This window comes from Flavobacterium salmonis (assembly GCF_903819435.1).
Taxonomy (GTDB): domain Bacteria; phylum Bacteroidota; class Bacteroidia; order Flavobacteriales; family Flavobacteriaceae; genus Flavobacterium; species Flavobacterium chungangense.
This window is the reverse complement of sequence record NZ_CAIJDP010000071.1, coordinates 158,931-183,832: the sequence shown is the minus strand read 5'-3', so window position 1 is coordinate 183,832 and position 24,902 is coordinate 158,931. Positions and strand designations below refer to the sequence as shown.

The 24,902-nt window shown below is 35.3% G+C and carries 23 protein-coding genes; 9 read left to right on the top strand and 14 right to left on the bottom strand.

Annotation, left to right across the window (positions count from 1 at the left end; genetic code table 11):
• The 6 genes from cobA (at position 1) to moaA (ending at position 4,698) form a co-directional block, all read left to right on the top strand.
• A complete protein-coding gene (gene cobA, locus FLACHUCJ7_RS13920; RefSeq protein WP_180909290.1) occupies positions 1–789 on the top strand; it encodes a uroporphyrinogen-III C-methyltransferase in 789 nt (262 codons plus the stop codon).
• Positions 790–791: 2 nt separating this feature from the next.
• Entirely contained in the window at positions 792–1,028 is a 237-nt protein-coding gene (locus FLACHUCJ7_RS13915) for a MoaD/ThiS family protein (RefSeq protein ID WP_180909289.1), read from the top strand.
• A gap of 11 nt (positions 1,029–1,039) precedes the next feature.
• Positions 1,040–2,116, top strand: coding sequence for a HesA/MoeB/ThiF family protein (gene moeB / locus FLACHUCJ7_RS13910; protein ID WP_180909288.1), 1,077 nt, complete (start codon positions 1,040–1,042; stop codon positions 2,114–2,116).
• Between the two features lie 240 nt (positions 2,117–2,356).
• Positions 2,357–2,788 carry a molybdenum cofactor biosynthesis protein MoaE gene (locus FLACHUCJ7_RS13905; protein WP_180909287.1) on the top strand — a complete coding sequence of 144 codons (432 nt, stop codon included), beginning with the start codon at positions 2,357–2,359 and terminating at the stop codon, positions 2,786–2,788.
• Between the two features lies 1 nt (position 2,789).
• Positions 2,790–3,704, top strand: coding sequence for a bifunctional molybdenum cofactor biosynthesis protein MoaC/MoaB (gene moaCB, locus FLACHUCJ7_RS13900; RefSeq protein ID WP_180909286.1), 915 nt, complete (start codon positions 2,790–2,792; stop codon positions 3,702–3,704).
• A complete protein-coding gene (moaA, locus tag FLACHUCJ7_RS13895) occupies positions 3,691–4,698 on the top strand; it encodes a GTP 3',8-cyclase MoaA (RefSeq protein WP_078226643.1) in 1,008 nt (335 codons plus the stop codon). The genes moaCB and moaA overlap by 14 nt, the downstream gene beginning before the upstream one ends.
• Before the next feature lie 161 nt (positions 4,699–4,859).
• Here moaA and FLACHUCJ7_RS13890 read toward each other — a convergent pair whose 3' ends face one another.
• The 4 genes from FLACHUCJ7_RS13890 to FLACHUCJ7_RS13875 all read right to left on the bottom strand — a co-directional run bounded on the left by FLACHUCJ7_RS13890 (position 4,860) and on the right by FLACHUCJ7_RS13875 (position 8,815).
• Entirely contained in the window at positions 4,860–5,432 is a 573-nt protein-coding gene (locus tag FLACHUCJ7_RS13890) for a hypothetical protein (RefSeq protein WP_180909285.1), read from the bottom strand.
• 366 nt (positions 5,433–5,798) lie between these two features.
• Entirely contained in the window at positions 5,799–7,076 is a 1,278-nt protein-coding gene (locus tag FLACHUCJ7_RS13885) for a DUF2130 domain-containing protein (RefSeq protein ID WP_180909284.1), read from the bottom strand.
• Positions 7,077–7,222: 146 nt separating this feature from the next.
• Positions 7,223–7,876: a hypothetical protein gene (locus tag FLACHUCJ7_RS13880; RefSeq protein WP_078226646.1), complete on the bottom strand. Its 654-nt coding sequence runs from the start codon at positions 7,874–7,876 to the stop codon at positions 7,223–7,225.
• 57 nt (positions 7,877–7,933) lie between these two features.
• Positions 7,934–8,815 (bottom strand): LysR family transcriptional regulator, encoded by an 882-nt coding sequence (locus FLACHUCJ7_RS13875; RefSeq protein WP_180909283.1) that lies wholly within the window; start codon positions 8,813–8,815, stop codon positions 7,934–7,936.
• Between the two features lie 218 nt (positions 8,816–9,033).
• On the opposite strand from FLACHUCJ7_RS13875, the gene FLACHUCJ7_RS13870 reads away from it, so the two are divergent.
• Positions 9,034–9,741, top strand: a complete 708-nt coding sequence (locus tag FLACHUCJ7_RS13870) for a class I SAM-dependent methyltransferase (RefSeq protein WP_180909282.1) — start codon at positions 9,034–9,036, stop codon at positions 9,739–9,741.
• A gap of 46 nt (positions 9,742–9,787) precedes the next feature.
• On the opposite strand, the gene FLACHUCJ7_RS13865 is transcribed toward FLACHUCJ7_RS13870, so the two are convergent.
• The 4 genes from FLACHUCJ7_RS13865 to FLACHUCJ7_RS13850 form a co-directional block, all read right to left on the bottom strand.
• Positions 9,788–10,252 (bottom strand): DUF3291 domain-containing protein, encoded by a 465-nt coding sequence (locus FLACHUCJ7_RS13865; RefSeq protein WP_180909281.1) that lies wholly within the window; start codon positions 10,250–10,252, stop codon positions 9,788–9,790.
• A gap of 36 nt (positions 10,253–10,288) precedes the next feature.
• Positions 10,289–10,567, bottom strand: a complete 279-nt coding sequence (locus FLACHUCJ7_RS13860; protein WP_180909280.1) for a putative quinol monooxygenase — start codon at positions 10,565–10,567, stop codon at positions 10,289–10,291.
• A gap of 2 nt (positions 10,568–10,569) precedes the next feature.
• Positions 10,570–11,175: an NAD(P)H-dependent oxidoreductase gene (locus FLACHUCJ7_RS13855; protein WP_180909279.1), complete on the bottom strand. Its 606-nt coding sequence runs from the start codon at positions 11,173–11,175 to the stop codon at positions 10,570–10,572.
• Between the two features lie 282 nt (positions 11,176–11,457).
• Entirely contained in the window at positions 11,458–12,444 is a 987-nt protein-coding gene (locus FLACHUCJ7_RS13850; RefSeq protein ID WP_180909278.1) for an aldo/keto reductase, read from the bottom strand.
• A gap of 116 nt (positions 12,445–12,560) precedes the next feature.
• On the opposite strand from FLACHUCJ7_RS13850, the gene FLACHUCJ7_RS13845 reads away from it, so the two are divergent.
• Positions 12,561–13,406 (top strand): AraC family transcriptional regulator, encoded by an 846-nt coding sequence (locus FLACHUCJ7_RS13845; RefSeq protein WP_078226653.1) that lies wholly within the window; start codon positions 12,561–12,563, stop codon positions 13,404–13,406.
• A gap of 30 nt (positions 13,407–13,436) precedes the next feature.
• Positions 13,437–13,997, top strand: coding sequence for a CPCC family cysteine-rich protein (locus FLACHUCJ7_RS13840; protein WP_219634106.1), 561 nt, complete (start codon positions 13,437–13,439; stop codon positions 13,995–13,997).
• A 247-nt stretch (positions 13,998–14,244) separates the two neighbouring features.
• On the opposite strand, the gene FLACHUCJ7_RS13835 is transcribed toward FLACHUCJ7_RS13840, so the two are convergent.
• The 6 genes from FLACHUCJ7_RS13835 to FLACHUCJ7_RS13810 all read right to left on the bottom strand — a co-directional run bounded on the left by FLACHUCJ7_RS13835 (position 14,245) and on the right by FLACHUCJ7_RS13810 (position 24,708).
• Positions 14,245–16,683, bottom strand: coding sequence for a DUF4982 domain-containing protein (locus tag FLACHUCJ7_RS13835; RefSeq protein WP_180909277.1), 2,439 nt, complete (start codon positions 16,681–16,683; stop codon positions 14,245–14,247).
• Between the two features lie 66 nt (positions 16,684–16,749).
• Positions 16,750–17,709, bottom strand: coding sequence for a glycoside hydrolase family 53 protein (locus tag FLACHUCJ7_RS13830; RefSeq protein WP_180909276.1), 960 nt, complete (start codon positions 17,707–17,709; stop codon positions 16,750–16,752).
• 78 nt (positions 17,710–17,787) lie between these two features.
• Positions 17,788–18,879 (bottom strand): glycoside hydrolase family 53 protein, encoded by a 1,092-nt coding sequence (locus tag FLACHUCJ7_RS13825; RefSeq protein ID WP_180909275.1) that lies wholly within the window; start codon positions 18,877–18,879, stop codon positions 17,788–17,790.
• A 163-nt stretch (positions 18,880–19,042) separates the two neighbouring features.
• Positions 19,043–20,125 (bottom strand): SusE domain-containing protein, encoded by a 1,083-nt coding sequence (locus FLACHUCJ7_RS13820; RefSeq protein ID WP_180909274.1) that lies wholly within the window; start codon positions 20,123–20,125, stop codon positions 19,043–19,045.
• Between the two features lie 34 nt (positions 20,126–20,159).
• Positions 20,160–21,758, bottom strand: coding sequence for a RagB/SusD family nutrient uptake outer membrane protein (locus FLACHUCJ7_RS13815; protein ID WP_180909273.1), 1,599 nt, complete (start codon positions 21,756–21,758; stop codon positions 20,160–20,162).
• Between the two features lie 4 nt (positions 21,759–21,762).
• Positions 21,763–24,708 carry a SusC/RagA family TonB-linked outer membrane protein gene (locus FLACHUCJ7_RS13810; RefSeq protein WP_180909272.1) on the bottom strand — a complete coding sequence of 982 codons (2,946 nt, stop codon included), beginning with the start codon at positions 24,706–24,708 and terminating at the stop codon, positions 21,763–21,765.
• Between the last annotated feature and the right edge of the window lie 194 nt (positions 24,709–24,902).

Below are 24,902 nucleotides of genomic sequence, written 5' to 3'. Positions count from 1 at the left end.
ATGCAAAACTCCAAAACACCAAAGTTAACAGTAGTAGGCGCAGGCCCGGGAGATGTTGAATTGATTACGCTAAAAGCAATTAAAGCGCTAGAAAATGCCGACGTAGTTTTGTATGATGCGCTTGTCAATGAAGAATTACTGCAATACGCAACGCAGGCAGAGATTGTTTTTGTTGGGAAACGTCTTGGGTGTCATGCTTACACACAAGATCAGATTAACGAATTGATTGTTTCGATGGCAAATCGTTACGGACATGTGGTTCGTTTGAAAGGCGGAGATCCGTTTGTTTTTGGGCGCGGAAGTGAAGAAATTGAATTTGCAGAAAAATTTGGTCTGGAAACTGCTGTAGTTCCCGGAATTTCATCAGCATTGGGTGTTCCTGCTTCAGTGGGAATCAGTCTGACACAACGAAAAGTAGCTGAAAGTTTTTGGGTAATTACTGGTACAACTTCCAGTCATGAATTGTCTAAAGATGTACATTTGGCATCCCAATCGGCTGCAACAGTGGTAATTTTGATGGGAATGCACAAGTTGGATGAAATCATTTCGATTTATCAGGAAAACAGAACTGACGATTTACCAATTGCCATTATCCAAAACGGAACTAAAAATTCAGAACAAAAAGTAGTAGGAAACATTAGTTCAATTGCTAATTTAGTTGCCGAAAAAAACATTTCATCACCGGCAATTATTGTGATTGGAGAAGTGGTAAAAAATACTTCAAAACTGACCTCTTATTTTCAGGAACATTTTGAAGACGAATTTATATTTCAGAATTTAAATTTATAATAATGATTGAAGTTAAATATTTTGGAGCTGTTGCCGAAAGAACACAATGCACTTTTGAAAATGTGTTTTCTTCGAATATTTCACTGCAGGATTTATTGCAGGATTTAGAAGCAAAATACAAATTCGAATCGCTTTCTTTCAGTGTTGCAGTCAATCAGAAAATAGTTTCAAAAACTACAGATTATACTTTAAAAACCAGCGATATTGTTGCTTTATTGCCTCCTTTTGCCGGAGGATAATTTACAAATTTATGAATGCATCTTCCCGTTATAACCGACAAATGATTCTTCCTGAAATAGGAGAAGAAGGCCAGCAGAAATTGTCCGGATCAAAAGTTCTGGTTATTGGTGCCGGAGGTTTGGGCGCTGCGATCCTGCCATACCTTGCAGCAGCAGGAGTTGGTGAAATTGGAATTGTTGATGATGATGTTATTGAGATTTCAAACCTGCACCGTCAGGTGATTTATAAAAGTTCGGCTGTCGGGAAATCCAAAGCAAAAGAAGCCAGAGAAATGCTTTTGGAATTGAATCCGCAGCTAAAAGTAAATGCGTTTTCTTTGAAATTATCAGGGGAAAATGTTCTTACTTTATTTGAAAACTACACTATTGTGGTCGATGCAACAGATAGTATTTCAATTAAATATCTCATAAATGATGCCTGTCTGATTACGAATAAACCAATGGTTTACGGATCAATTTTCAGGTTTCAGGGGCAGGTTTCGGTTTTTAATTATCAAAATGGTCCAACTTACAGATGTTTATATCCTGATGAAAACAGTTCGTCTGTGAATTGTACGGATGCGGGAGTTATCGGAATTTCGGTCGGAATTATTGGAATGCTGCAGGCCAATGAAGTCATAAAAATGATTTTGGAAACAGGAGAAGTTTTGAGCGGAAAAATATTGGTTTATAATGTTCTGAATAATGAACAGCAGAAATATGATTTTGAAAAAAATGATTCTTTTGTAATGGACAGAAATATTTTTGATGAAAAATATTCTCAGAAAGAAAATACTGTCGAAGAAATTTCAGCTGAAGCAGTTTTGAATCAAATAGATAATGAAGAAGTTCTATTTTTAGATGTTCGTAATACAGATGAACTTCCAAAAATAGCTTTTAAAAATAGCCTTCAGATTCCGTTAATGAATCTGGAAAATGAAATAGAAAAACTTGATTTAAATCAAACGATTTATGTTTTCTGCCAATCCGGAATTCGAAGCAAAATGGCTGCTGAATTGCTTCATAAAAAAGAGTTTAAAGATGTGAAAAGTGTTGAAGGCGGTGCGTTGGCAATGAAAGAATTATTAAAAAAAGAAATAAAAATATAGTCAAAGATTAAAAGACACAATTGTCTGCACAGTTTGTCATTCTGAGGAACGAAGAATCTTCACAAGTAACTCGGTATAGAATGGCGTCAATGTTTGTAAAGTTTCTTACGAGGATTTCTCCTCCGTCGAAATGACAATATCGCGATTATTCTTTTTGTAGAATTAAGTAGTGAAAATTCGTATAATTTGTGGCAAATAAAACTTTTAATCTGTGAAATCTTTGATATAAAAATAAAAAAAATGAGTAAAAATGTATTTGTAGAAGGACCAATTTCTCCGGAATTTATTGCGGAGTCGATTGCCAAGCATCAATCCAAACATACAATTGGGGCACACAATATTTTTCTAGGCCAGGTTCGCGCCGATGTGATTCACGATAATACGGTTGTTGCTATTGATTATTCAGCCTACACCGATATGGCAAACGAAGCCCTGCATGCGATTAGAGAAAAAGCATTTGCCAAATTCGATTTGACCTGCATGCATATTTATCACAGTTTAGGTGTAGTAAAAGCAGGCGAGATTTGTCTGTTTGTTTTTGTTTCTGCAACGAGACGTAAGCAGGTTTATGAAGCTACAGAAGCCATCGTAAACTGGATTAAAACGGATGTTCCGATTTTTGGCAAGGAAATGTTTGAAAACGATACATTCACCTGGAAACAAAACACCTAAAATGGTAGATATTACGCATAAAATAAACACCTTAAGAAAAGCAACCGCTACAGCAATTGTCAAAGTAAGCAAACAGGAAACAATTGATGCAGTGGTCAATAATCTGGTTCCAAAAGGGAATGTGCTAGAAATGGCCAAAACGGCCGGATTATTTGCGGTAAAAAACACGCATTTATCGATTCCGGATTGCCATCCGCTGCCAATTGAATATACCTCGGTTGAATATAAAATTGAAGGTTTAGATATTCAGATTATCTTTAAAGTAAAAACCGTTTACAAAACCGGAGTAGAGGTAGAGGCCATGCATGGAGCTTCAATTGTAGCGCTTACGATGTACGATATGCTGAAACCAATCGACAAGGAAATAGAAATTTCGACCATCAAATTAATCAATAAAGAAGGCGGAAAATCATCTTTCAAAAATAAATTTCCGTACGCGATAAAAGCAGCGGTTTTTGTTTGCTCCGACTCTATTTTTGCAGGTGATAAAGAAGACCGATCCGGAAAAATAATTGTAGAAAAGTTAGATTCTTACGGAGTTGAAACGTCTCATTACGAAGTTATTCCGGATGAGTTAGAAATTATTCAGGAAAAAACGAAGGCTTTTGCTAAAGAGAATCAACTGGTTATTTTTACAGGCGGAACCGGATTATCGCCAAGGGATGTGACACCTGAAGCGCTTTCACCGATATTAGAAAGCAGAATTCCGGGAATCGAAGAAACCATTCGCGATTACGGACAACAGCGTATGCCGTATGCGATGTTATCCAGAACAGTTGCAGGAATATTAGGAAAAAGTCTGGTTTTGGCGCTCCCGGGATCAACTAACGGAGCAAGAGAATCCATGGATGCTGTTTTTCCGCATGTGATGCACGTTTTTCATATTTTAAAAGGAAAAAATCATGACACCCTCTAAAACCATTTTAACGGATGATTTTGGGCGAAAACACAATTACTTGCGTATTTCGTTGCTGGAGAAATGTAATTTGCGTTGTACGTATTGCATGCCTGCTGACGGAATTACATTGTCTCCAAAAGCCAGTTTAATGACGGCCGATGAGATTTTTGCAATTGCCCAGACTTTCGTGGAAAATGGTGTCGATAAAATCAGGCTGACGGGAGGCGAACCCTTATTAAGAAAAGATTTTCCTGAAATTATTTCGAAATTATCAACTTTAGAAACTTCACTTTCAATCACTACAAACGGTATTTTAATCGACCGTCATATTGATGTTTTAAAACAGGCTGGTGTTAAAAAAATCAACCTGAGTTTAGATACTTTGGTAGCCTCAAAATTTCATTCGATAACACTTCGAAATCAGTTTGAGAAAGTGATTGATAATCTGCATTTACTGCTGAATAACAATTTTCAGGTGAAAGTAAATGTTGTTTTAATAAAAGGTTTTAATGATAACGAAATTGTAGATTTTATCAACTTAACGGAATCATTACCCATTTCGGTGCGTTTTATTGAATTTATGCCTTTTGCCGGAAATGAGTGGGACAGAATCAAAATGGTGTCACAAAATGAAATTTTATCGCAGGTTGAAACCTGTTTTACTTTGTATAAAATTCAAAAGTTGGAAGATGAAAAAAACTTCACGGCGAGAACCTATAAAATAAAAGGTTTTCAGGGCGATTTCGGAATCATAAGTTCGATTACGAATCCGTTTTGTGACAGCTGTAACCGAATACGCCTGACGGCAAACGGAAAAATCAAAAATTGCCTATTCTCTAATTCTGAAACTGATTTGCTAACGGCTTTCAGAAACGGAGAATCGATTACGGAATTGATTTCTCAATCTGTTCAAAATAAAAAGAAAGTTCGTGCCGGAATGGTGACCATTTCTGAAATGGATGATCCTGCTAAACATCTTGACAATCGAAGTATGATTGCGATTGGGGGGTGAATTTATGAAGATTTTAGTCATTGCGAGGAACGAAGCAATCACATTCAGAAGATCCACAATATATTTCTCAATGCTAATGAGGCTGCTTCGTTCCTCGCAATGACAAGTATGAGAACAAAAAAAAGGTTCAACTTTATTCAAGTCAAACCTTTCTTCTGAAATTATTTTTTCTTTTTAGCTTTTGCTTTCTTTTTAGACTTCGCTTTCTTTTTGGCTATTTTTTTAGCTTTCGCTTTTTCTTTCGCTTTTTTCGCTTTTTCTTTTTTCTTGGCTGCAGCTTTTAGTTTTGCTTTTTTAGCTTTTTCTTTCTTTTTGTCTTTTTTAGCATCCTCTTTTTTCTTCGCTAATTTCTTTTTTGCTTTGTCTTTTTCTTTGTCTTTCACTTTTTTCTTCTTTTTATCGGATTTATTTTTTGAAGGTTCTGCAACAGCAGTTTCATTTGTAATTTCAGTAACAGGAGTTTCAGCAGCAATTTCTGCTGGTTGTATAGTTGTTGGTACTGTATTTTTTGCAGGAGCTTTTTTTACTGCTGTTGGTTTAGCAGTTGCTGCAGGTTTTACCGGTGTTTTTGTTGTAGCCGTTTTTACTGTTGCAGCTGTAGCTGCCTTAACAGGTGCTCTGCGGACAGGCTTTTTTATTTCCGGTTGATTTTCGTTTTCTGCTGCCGGCTGAATATTTTCAGTTTTTGGAGAATCAATATTCTCGGGAGTAGTTTCTTCGGTCTTGTTTTCCATATTATTGATGCATTTATATGATGATTATCTTTGTATGTAACTAAATTGTTAACTCAGAGTTAAGTAAAGATAATTATAAAACAAGCTTTCTAATGTTAAGTTTTTAGTAAAAAAAAAGGGGTAAGTTGTTGGAAAAGAATTGTTTGAATTTTTGCTTAAAAATAAAAATCAAATTTTCTTAACAATTCTACATGAAAAATGAGGTAAATTACTTTGTAAATTACATTTCTAAAAATTTCTAAAATGTATTAGCAACGCAACACTAGCCCAGATGGGAACGGCATCCTTTTATGGTCTCGTTCCAAAACGAGACCATAAAAGATATAGTGTACAGCTGGAATAAGCTCCTGATTGTTAAAAGTAAAACTATTCTAATTCCTTAGGATCTTCATTATCATCCTCAATAAAATCGAGTTCCAGGGCACGAACGGTCTGAACTGCATTTCCGGCAATTCCACGAATTGAACCGTACATTCCTAAGGTATTGTGAACTACTTTTTCTATTTGTTTTTCACGCTGTTTCCAAATTCGCTGCATGGCTCTTTTTTCGGCATCCAGATCGCTTTGCATTTGGGTGAAACCTTCTACGATTCCTTCAATCTGTAAACGGAATTCGTTGCTGGTTAAGAAATCGTACAACATCGACATTTTATCACCTTTGTTTTCCTGCGCCTGAACGGCCTGACTAACCTGAATGATTGACTGACGCAGAACAGCACTCAAACCTTTAAACTCATCATACGTACAAATCCAGATGCCGTCTCGCATGCCCATTCGTTCCATTCCGGCTGGCATTACTTCGGTTACTAAAACACCGATATTGGCTCTTTTGGTTCGGATATCGTTTTTGAATTTTTCAATCCAGGATGGCTGGAAAGCTTTTGTACGTTTGCTTTCGTAATAAATAGAACCGCAGTTTTGCTGTTCTCTGGTGTTTACAATCTGAAGGCAATCTGCTCCGTTGGCGCCTTTTTTAACCTCGTCAATACTGTCCAGAGGAAAATTATTGGCAAGCCATTCCTCTATGGCTAATTCCATTACTTCGCCCTGCAATTGCATGGATCCTTGTTCCTGCTTGCGTTTCATTTCTTCAGTCAGCTTTTTTTGTTCTTCGAGCTGTTTCTGAAGTTCTTTGAATTTCAATTCGTTTTTATCGTCTTCCTGTTTTCTGATTTTTTCGCGCTCTAAGGCTAATTGCACATTCAATTGCTTTTCGGCTTCGGCCTGGATAGCATCTTTCATTTCCAGTTTTTCGCGTTGTAATTTGGCAATTTCACCCTCCATTTTATTCAATTCTCTGATTTTTTCAGACTTTTCAGAAAGTTCTTTTTCCATCAATAATAAACGGTCTTTGTTTTCTTCTTCAAGCTTGGTTTTCAGTTTTTCGCCAATTTCTTTTTCCGCTGCTTTTTTTTCACGCTCCAAACGCTCGGCAAAAAGTTCGTTTTCCTGCTTTTTCTTCGCTTCAAATTCGGCTTTGGCTTTTTCGAATTGTTCGTTTTTAAGCTCTAATTCACGGTTTTGAATATTTGCTTTTTGTTGAAATTCTTTACGGATGCTATCTTCCAATTGATGTTTCAAAATATCATTTACATCGATAGTGGTTCCGCAGTTTGGACACTGAATAGAAGATTGCTCAGCCATTTTTATTTGATTTTATTGAGTAGAATTATAATTTGCTAAGATATTTAAAAGTTATCTCTTAAGCGAGAAGTAAGGTGTGATAAATTGTAACGTTTTTTCGCTACGAATTATACGAATTTTTTCAAGCTTTGTTTTTAATTATCCTATTACGGATATTCAAATCCAAATTCATATTTTTCTAATTTATCTTTCCAAAGTTTATAACTCGCATAATATATCGGCATATTATTTTGTTCTAATAATTTTGTTTTGGTATCTTCTGGAGATTCAATTCTGTAATAAAGTTCAATATAACCATCGGTACTATCAATTGGAGCGTAGCAATTTCCAAGTTTTTGGAGTATTTGTTTTTTATTCATTCCTAACTTTATTCCTTTTTCTGATTTGAAAGAATCGAATTTTAATTGTCTGTATCCTAAAGATTCTTTACTAGACTTTTCTACTTTAAAAATTGAAACTTGGAATTTACCATCACCTGGATGCTGGGTTAAAGTTAAGGTTTCACTTTCAAAATTTGAATAATAGTGATAGTTATTGAATTGATCAATTTTGTCATTATTCCCAATAATTGAAATGGTGCTTTCTGAATTTCTTAATTGAATTCCACAAACTGAAACATCAGGATTTTCTAATATACAATTTGAATTTTTCAACTTTTGAATTTCTTCGTATTTTAATCTTTCATCTTCATCTGGCTCAGGAATCAATTCAATTCGGTTATTTTCTGATTTTTTTTTAGCTGAATTATTGCAACTGATTAAAAGTAAAATAGAGATAATTGGAACTAATATTTTTTTCATTTTATATTTGAATTTTAACTAAGATTTTATTTATTAGTAAGTTAAGTAATAATTTTGTCACGTTTTAAATTTCAATAAAAACTCAACCGCCGATTTTGTAATTTCAGAATCATCTTCTCTTAAAGTAATTAAGGAAACATCCGTGAACAGATTAACTTTTTTCAATTCAATAAAACCAATTTCTGTATTAGAATTATTCTTAGCAATATTGGATGGGACTATTGAAATCCCCAATCCATTTTTAACTAATTGGACAATAGAATTAATGTTGTTTGCTTCATGAATGATTTTCGGTGTAAAGCCATAAAAAGCACAAAGTTCCAGTAAAACTTCATGATAATGCGGTGCGTAATCTTTATTGAAAAACACAAATGTTTCGTCTTTCAGTTTTAAAATCTCGTTTTCTGATTTTATCTGAACGGTATTTTTATTGTAAACCAATGAAAATCCATCTTTAAACCATAAATGCGATTTTATTTTGGGCGAATGAATAGGTGATCGAATGATTCCCATCTCGATTTTTCCCTTTTCTAAAGCAGCGATTTGTTTGGTAGTTGATACTTCAAAAAGTTTGAAATTTACGTATGGAAATTGCGCTTTCAGATGTTTTATCAAATCGGAAATGACAGATGAATAAATCGAACTGATATAAGCGATTCTGAATTCGCCCGAAACGTTCTCTGCTATCTTTTTTGTTTTCATAGCAATTCGTTCCAGATGCTGAAAAAGTGCTGTTACTTCTTCCTTAAAATATTTTCCAGCTTCGGTCATTTCAACTTTTTTGTTGTTTCGAATAAAAAGTTTTGCCTGAAGTTCTTCTTCTAGTTCCGCTATTTGTCGGCTTAAAGGTGGCTGGGAAATAAACAGTTTTTCTGAGGCTTTGGTGAAGTTCAGTTCTTCGGCAACAGCCAGGAAATATTTTAGATGACGTAATTCCATGATACTTTTAAAGTATTGTTAATTGATAAAAATAGTATTTTTAAAGTATTTATGAAAGAGGTAGTTTTGAAAATGAAAAAATAACTCTCTTGTAGATTGGGCAGATATAGCAGATTATGAATTTAGATAAAATCATCTTAATCACAATATCCCGATCAATATTAGCAAAAAGATCCTCTTAATCTGCTTATTCTGCGAGAGATTAAAAAGTAAAAACTATGAAAAAATCAACTACACAAGAAATCAAAGAACGATTTGACAATGATGTCGAACGATTTTCAAATTTAGAAACAGGACAGGTTGCAACTATCGATGCTACGATTTCTTTGGAATTAATTACCGAAACTTCAAAACGTATTGTTCCTGATGCGAAGAATGTTTTGGATATTGGCTGTGGAGCAGGAAATTACACTTTAATGATGTTGTCTAAAGTGCCGAACTTAAACTGTACTTTGGTCGATTTGAGTTTACCGATGTTGGATCGTGCTTTTGAGAGGGTTTCGGCTGTAACAACCGGAAAAGTCGAAATTAAGCAAGGTGATATTCGCGAAGTAGATTTAGAGGAAAATAGTTTTGATATTATTTTGGCCGGTGCTGTTTTGCATCATTTACGCGATGATAATGATTGGGAGACAACTTTTACAAAATTATTTAGATTATTGAAATCAGGTGGATGTTTGATGATTTCTGACTTGATCACACAAGACACGGATTTGTTGAATGAATATACATGGCAGCGCTATGGAGATTATTTAGAAGGAATAGGAGGGGCAGAGTATCGTCAGAAAGTGTTGGATTATATTGAGAAAGAAGATTCTCCTAGATCTATGAATTACCAATTGGATTTGATGAAGAAAGTTGGTTTCTCAAAAGTTGAAATTTTACATAAGAATATGTGTTTTGGAGCTTTTGGTGGGATTAAATAAAAGTTTTCCTCCACGAATTGCTTCGCTTATTCGTGGAGGATAAAATTTATATTTCAACGGGCATCGGATATTTGTTTCTGAGGTCGAAAACTAATTCTGAGGGGCCATTTTTCTGAAGGTAATCTAATTTTTCTACGGCTTCTTCCATAGTTGGAATTTTACCTTTTGGAATCCACCACATGGCGGTGTGGGCTTTTCCGAATTTCTGAAACCATTCTTTTCTGCGTCTTAGAAATTCGCTGTGAAAAGTTTTGTACATATAATGCTCTAATGTCTCGATGCTTTCCCAAACTGATACGTTGATGATAATCTGTTCATCGTTGTACGGATTCAGACTTGTAGCATTGTAACTGTCTGTATCATCTTTTAATCTCCAGATAAAACCTTCGCTCTCTTCGGCTAAAGTGTTTACAGTGTCTAAATTATCTACAAATTCTTTCATTATCGGGTCGTTGATGTCGACTCCTTTCATTTTGGCAATATTAATTTCTGCAAGATGATAGTTACTCATGTTATCAAGTAGATTTTTCTGGTGCTATTTATTCTTTTATAAAATCTGGTTCGTTTTATAAACATGAATCGGATCTGAAACGAGATCTCTGATTTGAGAAATAAAATCGGCTAAATAGGGTTGTGAATTGTGAATATCAAGTCCAGGCTGGTCTTTCCATTCTTCCCAAATGATGAATACATTTTCGGTTTTATGTAAATCGTAGCGAACACAGGCTTCTTCTTTTCTGGTTTCGGTAACGAGATGGTGCAGCATCTTTTGTATTTGCTCGTTATGTTCCGGTTTACCTTTAAAGATGGCAGTAATTGAAATCATGATTATAAAGTTTTAAAAATTTCTTTTAAATGATTGGTGTAATTTTCTTTAAATATAAGAATATTTTCAGGTGTTGCGCCTTTTTCAACATCATGAAAATGAAATCCGTCTACGCGTTCCATTCCTGTGAATTTGTTCATTTTGTGGAAACCAAACATTACGCCATCATCAACAGAAGTTTCGTCGAAGAATTCCCCCGCAAGCGTAAAAGCTGTTGCAGGCGCGTTCCAGCTTGTGGTAAGCATGTATTTGCGTCCGTGTAAAAGTCCGCCGGTTCCGTAATTGATGTCGTGATTTACGCGGCTTCTTCCGTCGCTTTTGTAGATTCCGTTGCTGTGTCCCTGAGTGAAAACATCGTCGATGTATTTTTTGAAAAGGTTGGGAATTTGAAACCACCAAACCGGTGTGTGATAGATAACTAAATCAGCCCAGACGAATTTTTCTACTTCTTCCTGAAGATCGATTTCGTTTTCGATATGGGTTGTTTTGATTTCGTATGTACTGTTTTTTGAAAGAAATTCGACTGTCCAGTCCTGTACGGTCTGGTTGAATTGTCCTCCGGAATGAGCAAATTTTTGCCCGCCATTGATTATGAATATATTTTTCATTTTAAATTGTTACTTCTTTTGAAAATGGATGTGTGAGGGATAGAGGCGGTATCCTTTTGCGAAATGAAATGGAGCAAAAGATATAGCCGAAAGCCCGACCCGTAGGGACACACCCAAATTGTTTTAATTGTTTGTGAATTTGTTTTAACACATAGAGACATAGGTTTTCTTTCTGGAAAAGGAAATTGAAAGAAACTCGTTTCTAACACATAGCTCTGTGTATTTATGTAAGTGAAACGCCTTTATCGACAACGAAAAGCTATGTTTCTATGTGTTTAAATATTATTTGACTTTTGAAATCGCCTGATTAATGAATTCTAATTCGGAAGAAGAAAGGTCAAAATCCATTGCTTTTGCATTTGAAATGGCTTGCTCTGCGTTTCTGGCTCCGGCTAAAACTATTGAGATTCCTTTTTGTAAAGTGGTCCAGCGTAAAACCAACTGCGAAATTGAAATGTGTTTTGAATGTGCTAACGAGCTCAATTCCTCAATTAAGGTTTTTACTTGCTGAAGATCGAATTTTCCGAAATAACCGTTTCTGTGGTCGTTTTCTTTTAATTTGCTGTCTAAGAAATATTTTCCGGTCAATAAACCTCTTTCCATTGGGCTGTAAGCAATGATTCCGATGTTTTCTGAGATAGTGAATGGAATTAGTTCTTCTTCGATTTTACGGTTCAGCATACTGTATGCAACCTGATCAGAAACTACCTGAACTGTTTTTTGTGCTTCCTGAATTTGTGCAACATTATAATTACTTACTCCGAATGCTCTGATTTTTCCCTGCTGGATTAACGTTTCAACGGCTTCCATTGTTTCAGAAATTGGGGTTGTAACATTTGGCCAGTGAATTTGTAGTAAATCGATATAATCCGTCTGAAGACGTTTTAGGCTTTCTTCAACTTCTTTTATTACGCTTGCTTTGGATGAATATTTGTAGATCGGCACTTTTTTACCGTTGTCATCAGCGTCAAAAAAGTAATCGCCTTTTCCGTTGTTGCTGCCGTCCCAAACCAAACCGAATTTAGTCAATAACTGAACTTTTAAACGATCGTGGCTTTTGACAGCTTCTCCGACCATTTCTTCGCTTAAACCAAATCCGTAGAAAGGAGCGGTGTCAATCGTTGTAACACCGTGGTCGATTGAAGCATGAATGGAGTCAATTGAATCTTTTTTATCTGTTCCTGCCCACATGGTTCCGCCAATAGCAAAAGCACCGTAAGTGATGGTTGATAATTCAAGTTCAGAGCTGCCTAATTTTTTATATTCCATGATTGTGATTTTTTCTGTTTAAAATTGATTAGGCAAAATTATACTGTTTTTATGGTTCTTATTTGGTATAATTTTGTCTTTTTTAGGTATATTTGCACCTTCAAATAAATTGAATTATGAAAAAAGAAAATCTATACGAGCCTTTTACAGTTTCTTTTGAAACGCTGAGTGAATATCCGGATGTGGGAGATCGTCATAATTTTTTTGAGCTGGTATATATTTTGGAAGGAACAGGTTCGCAGTGCATCAACAAAAATATTTTTAGGTATGACCCGGGGCATTTGTTTTTATTGACGCCCGAAGACTGTCATAATTTCACAATCGAAACCGAAACGAAATTTTTCTTTTTGAGGTTTAATGATATTTATTTGAAAAATTCGAGTCTGCAAAATGAAAATATTCAGCGACTGGAATATATCCTTCAAAATGCGAATCATCAGCCGGGCTGTATTTTGAAAAATGATCCTGATAAATGTTTGGTAAAGGTTATGATCGAAGCCATTTGCCGGGAAAAGAAAGATAAGGATATTTACAATCAGGAGTTGATTCAGCAATTGGTTAATACGCTGATTATTATTGTAGCGAGAAACATTGCAAAATATCTTCCGGAGCAGGTAAATATTGATACAGAGGCAAAAGCGATGGATATTTTGCAATATATTCAGAACAATATTTACTATCCGGAGAAAATAAAAGCAGAATCTATAAGTGATTATTTCGGAATTTCGAATACCTATTTAGGGCGTTACTTTAAGAAACATGCCAGCGAAACGATGCAGCAATATATCAGTAATTATAAAACCAAATTAATTGAACATCGTCTGCAGTTCAGTGATAAGCGTATTAATGAAATTGCGTATGAATTTGGTTTTACGGATGAAAGCCACTTTAATAAGTTTTTTAGAAAACAAAAGGGGTATAGTCCTTCTGAGTTTAGAAAGACGATTCGATTGAGTGCGTAGTACATTTATAAAAGAAGGAACAAAAGTTAGATGGAAAGATTTGAAGCCAAAAAGATAATTGCAATTAATGAATTGAAACAAATGTCTGAGAAAGATAAATTGGACGTTTTGGAACATAATTATTGGTTTTTTGGAGATAAAGAAGGAATAAGAGAGGCTATAAAAGAGGGCTCTTATCCTGAAATCTCAGAAAATATGATCGGAGTAATTGATAAAACACCAAATCCTTTTCTTAATGATGAATCAGAAGTTTTGTTGGTTGATTATCAGTTGAACAGATTAAAATTTGTTACTAATTTATATATTCAAACTAAGTTAAAAGCTGTAGATCCGAATTTTAAAGATGAGGTTTTTGGAGAAGTAGAAAAAGCCGGTTTGTGCCCGTGTTGTGAATATTTTTCAATTGATTATGGAGAAGATGGTTTGTGGGATATTTGTTCTGTATGTTTTTGGGAAAATGGAGGAGAGGGACCAAATCATATATCTTTGGGAGAAGCTAAATTGAATTTCAAAAAATTTGGCGCGATGAACGAAAGATCGTTAAAATATATAGATATAGAGGGAGTAAAGAAATATTCTAAAAATAAATAAATCTGCTCCCGATAGTTGGCGAGACTGTGACAGAAAAAAAATCTGTATAAATAATATATGAAAAGGAGTATAAACAATAAAACCCGCTAAAATAGCGGGTTTTATTGCGAACGCTGAAACTTTCAGCAGATCCTTTTTATCGTATTTGTGATGTAAATACATTTATCATTTAAGTAAAAGCAAACTCAATATTTAAAAGTAATTTTGAAAAGGCATATTGCTTTTTAGATTCCAATATTCTAAATTATTAGCGTTTTGATTTTAAATTTATTTTACCTTTCTGAAGTCCTTGACCTGTTACTTCCAACTGGATGGCCCCTGCAGTTTCGATTGCTTTAACTAAAACAACCAATTTACCGCTGAAAAGCTTCATGTGATCCTGATGAAATACCTCTAATGATGTCGCATCACCGTTACATGCAGCTCTGTAAGTTGCAGCACCGGTTACTTTAAACTGTAATTCATTATCGGCTAAAGGACATGGAATTCCGTTTTTATCAACTACCGAAACCGTTACAAAAGAGATATCCTCACCATTTGCTTTAATTGTTTTGCGATCTGCATTCAGTACAATTTTATATGGATCTCCGGCTGTTTTAACCTCATTTTTGGAAGCTATTTTTCCATTGGAATCAAATGCTACAACTTTTACCGTTCCAGGCTCATATTTAACATCATTCCACATTAAACGATAGCGGTTTTGCGGAGTTGCATTATTTTTCTTCTGAACTCCCATGCTTTTTCCGTTTATAAAAAGCTCTGCACTTTCGTAATTCGTGTAAACGAAAACCGGAGTAATTTCTCCTTCTCTTCCTTTCCAGTTCCAATGTGGCAATATGTGAAGTGTTTTGTCTTCCTTATTCCATCTGCTTCTGTAAAGATAAAAACGGTCTTTAGGAAGTCCGGCTAAATCTGAAATTCCAAAATAAGAACTTCTTGAAGGCCATTTTTCATCATAAGGGGTAGGCTCTCCTAAATAATCGAAGCCTGTCCAGACAAATTCTCCAATAACCCAGGGTTTGTCGTCCTGCAATACAAAATCTTCGTCAGGAACATTGGACCAGCTACAGGCTTCAAGATCATAAGAAGAACTTTGAAAATCAGGGTATTGCTTATTCTTTTCCTGAACCACAGGGAATTTATAAATTCCTCTTGAACTTACTGTAGAAGCAGTTTCTGAACCTAATATAAATCCTTGCGGAAATGTTTTATACGCTTCTTCATAAAGATGAACTCTGTAATTTAATCCAGGAATATCCAGCAAAGCTCCAAAACCAGATTCCATAGTTGCTTTTACCTGATCCATACCAACAGTCACAGGTCTTGTAGGATCTTCACGATGAAAAATATCCTGCAGCCATTGGGCACGTTTTACCCCTTCAGCTCCCCATTGATCCGGAACTTCGTTTCCTGAACTCCACATTACGATACAAGGATGATTTCGTGTGGCTCTCACAAGATTCACAATGTCTTTTTCTGCATATTCTTTAAAAAAACGATTGTATCCGTTTTCTACTTTTGGCTTTGCCCATTCATCAAAGCTTTCGGCCAGGAACATAAATCCCATTTCGTCAGCCAATTCAAGCTGTTCAAAAGAAGGCATGTTGTGAGAACTACGGATGGCGTTACATCCCATGTCTTTTAGAATCGTAAGCTGTCTTCGAAGTGCTGCTTTGTTTACAGCCGCCCCAAGTGGTCCTAAATCATGGTGAAGACAAATACCTTTGAATTTTGTGACTTTACCATTCAGGCTAAATCCTATTTTAGGCTCGTATTTTATAAACCGGATACCAAACTTAATGTTTTGTTCGTCTTTTAAAGTTCCGTCGGCTGCGTATAATTTGGTTACTGCGGTGTATAAATAAGGTGTCTCAGGACTCCACAAATGAGGTTTTGCAACTTCCACTATCTGATGAAATTTCCCTTCTTTCGTTTCTGTACTTTTTTGTGTAGCAATAACCTTGTTATTAGCATCTTTTATTTGGGTTACCATTGACACATTACTGCCATGAAACTCAGCTTTAATATCAACAACAGCATTATTTGCTTTTATATCAGGAGTTGTGATAAAAGTTCCCCACTGTGCAAAACTTTCTTCCTCCTTTACTACAATACTAACTTTTCTGTAAAGACCTGCTCCGGGATACCATCTCGAAGAAAAAGGCTCATTGGTCAATTTTACAGCTAATGTGTTTTTTGCTCCTTCTATAATATCTTTTGAAATATCGATGAAAAAATAACTGTACCCATAGCCCCATTGTCCCACTTTTTTCCCGTTTAAATAAACCTGAGGTTCACTCATAGCGCCTTCAAAGATAAGAAGTGCTTTTTTTCCTTTTTTAAACTCCGGAATAGTAAATTTATTGCGGTACCAACCCGTTCCAATATGTGGCAATGCTCCGGTACGCCCTGTTTTTTCAGTTGCTTCTTTTTCACCGTTTTGTTCAATGATACCGGTCTGGATGTCCCATTTTTTATCAAAAGGACCGTAAATAGCCCAATCGTGAGGCACACTGACTTTCTCCCATTTCGAAGCGTCAAAATCTACAGCAAAGGCATCTTCTTTTACCTCTTTAGAAAAACTCCAATTGTCTTTTAAAACAAAAGTAGTGGATTGTGACCACATTTTTCCGGATGAAAAAACTAGCAGAAATAAGAATACTATTGATTTAAAAATTAATTTCATTTTCGTTTTGTTCGTTTACCATTAAGAAATTAAGCTTAACCCTAATGGTAAAACTTAATTGTTTATTTAATTTTTGAAAGCATCCAGTGCCGGTGAAGGTTTTCCGTTTTCCAGCCATGCATTTAGTTGATAACCGCTCCAGCTTTTTGCACCCTGAGGTTCCCAGTAAATAACGCCTAAACCTTTATTGTCAGGTACGTTTTTTACAGCTTTTATAGTGGCTTCAAGCATTTCTTTGGTGTTTTGTTCTAATGTGTAATCACCGCCAACTTCGACCACCATGACTTCTTTATTGTAGCGGGAAGCCATGTCTTTTAGATTATTTTCTAAATCGGCAATGTTTTCTTTATAATCCGTTTTTAGCCAAAACGGGTAGTACGAAAGACCAATTACGTCGTATTTTACATTCAGTTGTGTAGCTTTGTCAAAAAACCATCTGAATTTTTCGTTTTTATTGCCTTCGTCTAAGTGTACTATCACCTTAATTTTTGAATCTATTGCTTTTGTAGCCTCATATCCTTTATTAAGCAATTGTGCCAGTTGAGGAAAGTTGTCTGTATGCCCTTCTGGCCAAAGCATACCGCTTGGAATTTCATTTCCAACCTGAACCCATTCTGGTGTAACTCCGGCTTTTTTCAACAATTTTAATACACCATAGGTATGATTGTAAACATCGTTCAGTAATTCAGGAAAAGAATGTTGTGCCCAGGCTGCCGGTTTATTTTGTTTGCCGGGATCAGCCCACGAATCGCTGTAATGAAAATCGATCATGATACGCATTCCAATCTTTTGCGCGCGAACCGCCATGACAACTGTTTCTTGGGGGCTACAGTGCCCACTGGCTTTATCATTATTTGGGTTTACCCAAACGCGCAAACGAATGGAATTGATTCCTCTTTCTTTTAATAATTGTAGGCAGTCTTTTTCAGAACCGTCTGCATCATAAAATTTATAACCTGTGGCTTCCATCTGTGGCAGCCAACCCACATCGGCTCCTTTAGAAAAAGAACCTTCTTTACTTGCCATTTTTGTTTTACATGAAGTAAATACAAGTGCTATGACAAGCAAAAAAGGTACTATTTTAAAATGCTTTTTCATGCTTTATTATCTGGCGAAAGCCTGCATTACTGATAAAGCATTATTGTCAAAACTATATAAAGCCTGATTTTCATAAGTAGAACCGAATGCAGATTGTTTCCCTCTAAAAGCAACCCATTCGCCACCCCAGTAAGCAAATCCCTGTCCGTGTGCTGACGCTTCAACAGAAGCTCTGACAGCAAGAACGAAAGCCTTTTGCCCAGCCGGAGTTGCCGGATATGCCGGTATTAATTGGTCATTTGATCCTAGATTGTTGTTTGTGAAATCATTATACAACAATGTAAAAGCGTAAGATGTTTCTGCAATCACGACTTTTTTACCATATTTTTCTCCAAGGGCATTAATTGTAGAGGTTATTTCAGTCACTTCTTTTCCGTGATGCATAGGGTAGTACGATAATCCGATATAATCATAATCAATACTATTCATTTTGTTGAAAAACCAATCAGTTTTCTCACCATCTATACCTGCATAGTGGATCATGATTTTTGTATTTGATGATTTTGCACGAACTGCCTTGCTTGCAGCTGTCAATAAAGCAATGCATTGTTGTTCATTGTCGATTAAATTTCCTTTTGGAAAAAGTAATCCACTGTTGATTTCGTTTCCTATCTGAATAATATCAGGATTGATTTCTTTGATAATTGTTTCTGTGTAGGTAGTTACAGCTTTTCTCAGGTCCTCAAAAGATAATTTTTCCCATTCTTTAGGAGTTACCTGTTTTCCCGGATCTGCCCAGCTATCAGAATAATGAACCGTTAACCAAACTCTAAGGCCTGCTCTTCTTGACTTTTCTGCCAGTTCTTTTACTTCTGCCATACCTGAACGACCATTTGCGGGATTTTTCCATAAGCGGATTCGAACTGTATTACAACCTGCATTTTTAAGTGTTGTAAGCATGTTTTCTTCCTTGCCATTATTGTAGAACTTAGTTCCAATAGATTCCATTTCAGGAAGATATGAGATATCAGAACCTCTGATAAAAGTATCGTCTGCAGGTGGTTGAGGAACATTTGTTCCTTTGTCATCGTCGCCTGAACAAGCAAATTGAACTGCTGCTATTGCAAGCAATCCAAGAAATTTTATATGTTTTTTCATATATAAGTTTTTTATCGATCTATATGTAAAGTAGTTATTAAAAATTAAACCTTTTAAAGTAACACACCAGTACCTATAGTTTTTTGTTTTTTTAAATATAATTTTAAAAAAGAGGAATAAGAAGCCTCAAATAATAGGATTTGAGGCTTACTTCTTTTATTTATTATTGTACTTTGATAAAAGTATAACGACCATCTAAATCGTTGAACCAAATATCATATTTCCCTGCTTTAACAAATATGTTTCCACCATTATTTCCCCATTCTTTAGCCCATCCTGCAGTATGGAATTTCATATTTCCTTCTTTTAGAGTTTGACCTGAAACTTTCCAGATGTGAGGATCAAATGTTGATTTTGTCAAAGAAATGCTTTCGCTGCCCCAATTATTGTCATCTCCGCTTATAGTGCTACCTGAATAAAAAATTTCGCTATAGGTAGTTGTTGTTGATCCTGTGTACTCAGCAAGTTTATATGTTAAATCCTGAATATTAATTTCGAAAGTATAATAACCGTCAGTTGCAATTGGGAAACTGCTTGGATCAGTTTGATCAAAAGACGTTCTTTTTACCACTGTGGTTCCGTCATGACCATACGCAGGTAACCATGAATCAATATTTCCAAGTACTTTAAACCCGTCTACATGTGCTTTAAAATATCCAGTATAATAATGTTTTGTATTGTCATTAGGATCTGTAAAAAGTGGCATGTTGTTGTTGTTAACATTCCACCCTGCTGTAGTGGCGTCGCCTACTAAATACAAAGTAACAACTGGTACTTCTGTACTTCCGTATGGCGTTACTGAAATGGTAATAACATCGGAGAATTTTGGTTGCGCATTTGCTACTCCGGTAGTTGCTTTAATTCTTACATCAAGAGTACCTTCAACATTTGGTGCTAATCCAAGTTCCAAAGCTCTTGTATTAAGTTCCTTTACATCTATGGTAGAATAAGTCGAAGTTGAAGATGTAACATCAACGGGTGCTGCAAATTCAGTATCAGCAGCTGCAAGTTGAACGGTGTAAGTTACCACAGTTGGAGCTCCGTAACTTACTTTTTCCCAGGTTACAGTAAGGGCAGTATTGGCTGGCGTAGCTTCATTAAGAATAATTTCAGAACCGCCTTCTGGTGTAATGATTGAGAAAGCTGCTTCCTGTGGCTCTAAGATCATTAAATTTTCTTCGTTTTCACAAGACCATAATCCTGTAAGTATCGCTACAGCAATAAAAATTTTATAAATATTTTTCATTTTTTTATCTTTTATATTGTTAAAAAAGGATTGTTTAGTAACCTGTATTTTGAGTTAAGTTTTTATTAGCTCCCAATGTTGCCTGAGGAATTGGAAAGAGTCTTCTGAAAGAAGGAATTGAAATTCCTCTGGCAGCATTTCCTTTCCATGCCCAGTTGTAAGTTCCTCCGCTATATAAACCAAAACGGATTAAATCCTGTCTTCTGTGACCTTCCCAGTGTAGCTCACGTGCTCTTTCATCAATTATTAATTGTAGGTTTAATTCGCCTGCTGTAATATTTGAAGTTGTAGCGTTATTATTAGCTCTTTCTCTCAAATTATTTACATAAACAAGTGATTGGGCAATGGTACCATTTCCTCCTCTTAAGGTAGCTTCTGCGTACATTAGGTAAACATCTGCCAACCTAAACAAAGGAAAATCAGTATCTGCAAATTCACCATGTTTCCCATTAACTCCTGCAGAAGTTTTATTAGAGAATTTAGATAAAATATAGCCTTGTGAATTCACACTAATATCAGCAATATCTATTGTTCTTTGTTGCGTTGAAGTACCTGTTCCGATAGTATTTCTGCTATCCTGACTGAATTTTGCACCGTCAAATTTTTGTACAAATTGTTTTCTGATGCGAATTGCACCTCCCCAACCTTTAATTCCAAAGTCACCTCCATTATTTTCTAATAGTCCAATTTGACCATTAATTAAAAAGGTTGTACCTCCCCAGTTTTGAGTTGTAATTCCATCTGACTGAATAGTGAAAATCATTTCTTCAGAGGTATGGTTATCAGCCATAAAGTTTTCCAGATATTTTGGTTTAAGCGTATATCCTCCTGCAATTATTTCGTTACACATTGTAACACAATCATTAAATCGGTCAGTTTGTGTATATACCTGAGCATTCAAATATATTTTAGCCAGAATCATACGTGCAACAGCCTGATCTACTCTTCCGTATACATTGGTTCTTGCCGGTTTTAAGTCTGGTAAAACCTCTTTTAATTCGGCTTCAATAAATTCAAATAATTGCTTTCTGTCATATTCAGGACCCGAAAAATTTAACGGATCATTTTCTGTGTACATAGCCGCTTTTCCAAACAGATCCATCATGTTGTAATAAGCATATGCTCTTAAAACACGAACTTCTTTTCTGTAAAGTTCAATTTCAGCTACAGTTTCAGCATTTGTAATGTTTCTTCCTTTTAATTTTTCAGGTGTACTTTCGCGCAAAAAATCATTGGCATAGGCAACAGAAGCCATTGTACGGCTGTACATTCCTAAAATAACAGGATTTGCAGCTGTCCAAATATTTCGTTGTAATTCTGCAGTTCCTTCGTCATTTTCATAGCTCCAGATCATTTCGTCTGTTGTTAGCTCCTGTAGGTTTAACAAACATCTTACATACTGACTTGTTCCGGCTGCTAAACCTTCCAATGAAGAAAAAACAGGTCCTTGAGTACCTGTAAGAGTAAGGTTTCCGTATACTCCTGCCAGTGCTTTTTTATACCCTTCCGGAGAAGAAAACAAAGCATCAGCTGAAAGTACGTCATCATCTTCAGAAACTACATTCAGGTCATCTGTACAAGAATGAAAAACGGTGGTTAAAGCTATAACAGCTATTATTATATATTTTTTCATTTTATTAAAATTTAAGGTTGGCACCAAACAAGAAAGTGCGTTGTCTTGGATAAATCGTTTTATCAACACCGTTATTTGTAATTTCAGGATCTAAACCACTGTATTTTGTAATTACAAAAACGTTTTGAACCCCTGTTGATAATCTTAAAGACACTTTTTCATTTATGACTTTATCAAAAGTATATCCTAATGAAATATTGTCCATTTTTAAATAAGAAGCATTTTCTACATAAATATCAGACATTACAACATTAGAAGTTGTCTGAAAGTTAGTTTCTGTTACCTGAGTAGGAATATTACTTAAAATTCCATTATTAATCAAACCGTTATATTGTGCTCTTGAAGCATCCATTCCATTAAATATATTGTTACCAATACTTGCTCTTAAATTGAAAGAGAAATCGAATTTTTTGTAATTCATATTTGATGCAAATCCTAGAGTAACATCCGGATCAGGATTATTATAAATGTATTTGTCAGCATCATTCTTGATATTATCACCGTTCAAATCAGCAAAAGCACCATCAATTGGTTTTCCTGCAGTATCATATAATTGTTTGTAAACGTAGAAAGAATATGGAGTGTATCCTTCTCTGAAAATTTGTGAAGTACTTCCGTTTCCGGTAATATTGTCTCCTAAAAATATATCAGAGTTAAAAGCTAATTCACTAATTCTTCTTTCAAATTTAGCCGCATTGAAGTTAACATTCCAAGAGAAGTTTTCAGTTTTAATGGCACTTGCATTAACTGTAAATTCAACCCCTTTTGTAGTAAAGCTACCAATGTTTTGGTATACTCTGTTAGAAAAATTACTTCCGTCAGAAATCGCTACATTTGCTAATAAATCTTTAGAGTCTTTGTAATATGCATCCAAACTCGCCGTGATACGATTATCTAAAAATCCAAAATCTATACCGGCATTGTAAGTAGTTGTTTCTTCCCATTTCAAACCATTTGTTAGTTTGTATGGAAGTGCGATTGTAACCGGATCAGTTCCAAAATAATATTGTGAGTTTCCTGTTCCCAATTCGTATTTTTTAAGATAACCGTTAGGTTCCGGAATATCCTGCTGACCTGTAATACCATAACTCAATCTTAATTTTAAATCAGATAGCGTTTTGTTATCTTTAAATAAATCTTCTTTAAGTTTCCATGCAAAAGCCACAGAAGGGAAATTACCCCAACGATTTTCTTTATCAAATCTTGAAGAACCATCTCGTCTGTATGATAAAGTCAATAAATATTTATCTCTGAAGTTTAAGTTTGTTCGGGCAAAAAAACCAATTAAGACAGTTTCAGTATCTAAAGTAGTCTCAGGGAATGTTGACGGTAGATTTGGGTCTAAAATATTACCGGTCTCGAATTTTGAACTTTCAAATTTTTGATAAGAGTAACCTCCTGTTAATTCAAATACTAATGAGTCAAAAGTTTTATTATAAACTAAATAAGCGTCTAATAATTTATTTTGTCTTTTGGCATCAGTATATTCATTAGCACCGTAAGGTATGTTGTCGATACTTGGACCCGAACCTGCATTTGGGTTAACCTTTCTTGTTCTTTCTCCATTAGATTCATCAAAACCTACATTCACAACCGCTCTTACGTCTGGGAAAAAGTACAGCTTATAATCTACTTCGATATTTCCGAAAAATCGGTTGCTTTTTGCGATATCCCTGGTGTTAAGCAATTGCGAAACCGGGTTTCTGGCGGCATTTGGATCCAATCGGGGTTTTCCGTTACCGTCAACAGTACCATTAAGATATTCAAAAAAACCATCATATGGTGCGCCTTCTACTCGTATAGGCTGAGTAGGGTCAAAACCAATAGCAGTTCCTTCTACAGCATCTGTAAATCTGTTTCTTTCGTGAGCATAATTAGCAGATAATTTTACTTTTAAGCTGTTTTCAAAGAAGGTAGGATTCATTACCAATCCAACAGTATTTCTTTTAAACTCATTTGTGATACGTAAACCTTCCTGATTTGTATTTCCTAAAGTAAGACTCGTAGGGATAATATCAAACAAACTTCCTCTAACCGCTACACTCTGATCAAAAGATCCTGTGTTTCTGTAAATCGCTTTTTGCCAGTCTGTATTTGCTGTACCTAACTTACCTGAATCCTGAGGTCTTCTGTCTGCGATAAGTTTTCTGAACTCATCTGCACTAAAAACATCAACTGTTTTAGTAAGTTTTCCTGCAGCATATTGTGCATTATAATCAACTGATAATTTACTGCTTCCTTTTTTTGTTGTAATGATGATTACACCATTTGAAGCTCTTGAACCATAAATTGCAGTAGCAGATGCATCTTTTAAGACTGTCATCGATTCAACTGTAGCTGGGTTTAAAGAAGCCAAAAATGAGGCAGAACCAGTATTAGTTGTATTTTCTAATGGTAATCCGTCAACAACGATCAACGGGTTGTTGCTTGCAAAAAGAGAACTACCACCCCTGATTCTTATTTCAGATAAAGAACCCGGAGCTCCAGAAGAATTAATAGACAAACCAGCAACACGTCCGTTAAGAAGGTTTTCAGTGGTAATATTGTTACCTTTATTAAAGTCTTTTGTTGTAAGTGCCACTACAGAACCTGTTGCATCCTTCTTTTTTACAGAACCGTATCCGACCTGTACTACAACTTCCTGAAGCAGGTTAGGATCTTCCTCAAGGGTAACAGTGATATCTCTCTGTGTACCAACAGTAATAGTCTGAGTTGTGAAACCTGTAAATGAAAAAGTAATTTGAGTTTGTTCTTTCAGACCATTAAACTGGAATTTACCGTCAAAATCCGTAGTCATGCTTAAATTACCTTGTGATACTTTTATATTTACCCCTGGTATTGGTTGTCCGGTGATTTTGTCCAGAACAATCCCTTTTACTGTGCTCTGAGCGAAAACACAAAAAGGAAGCAGTAATAATAAAAGTAAAAATTTGTTGTAAATTTTTTTCATACTTTTTTAGTTTTTTTGTTTGAGTTGGGTTTTGTGATTAGTGTGCTTTAAACGAAAAATAAAACATAATTATTCAAACATTCTAGCTTATCAACTCACGGTGCAAAATTAAGGATACTGTATGCTCTAAAGACAGGGAAAAATTCGTTTATAAAGGGGGGCAATTTCGTAAAAACACCAATACAGCACTTCAT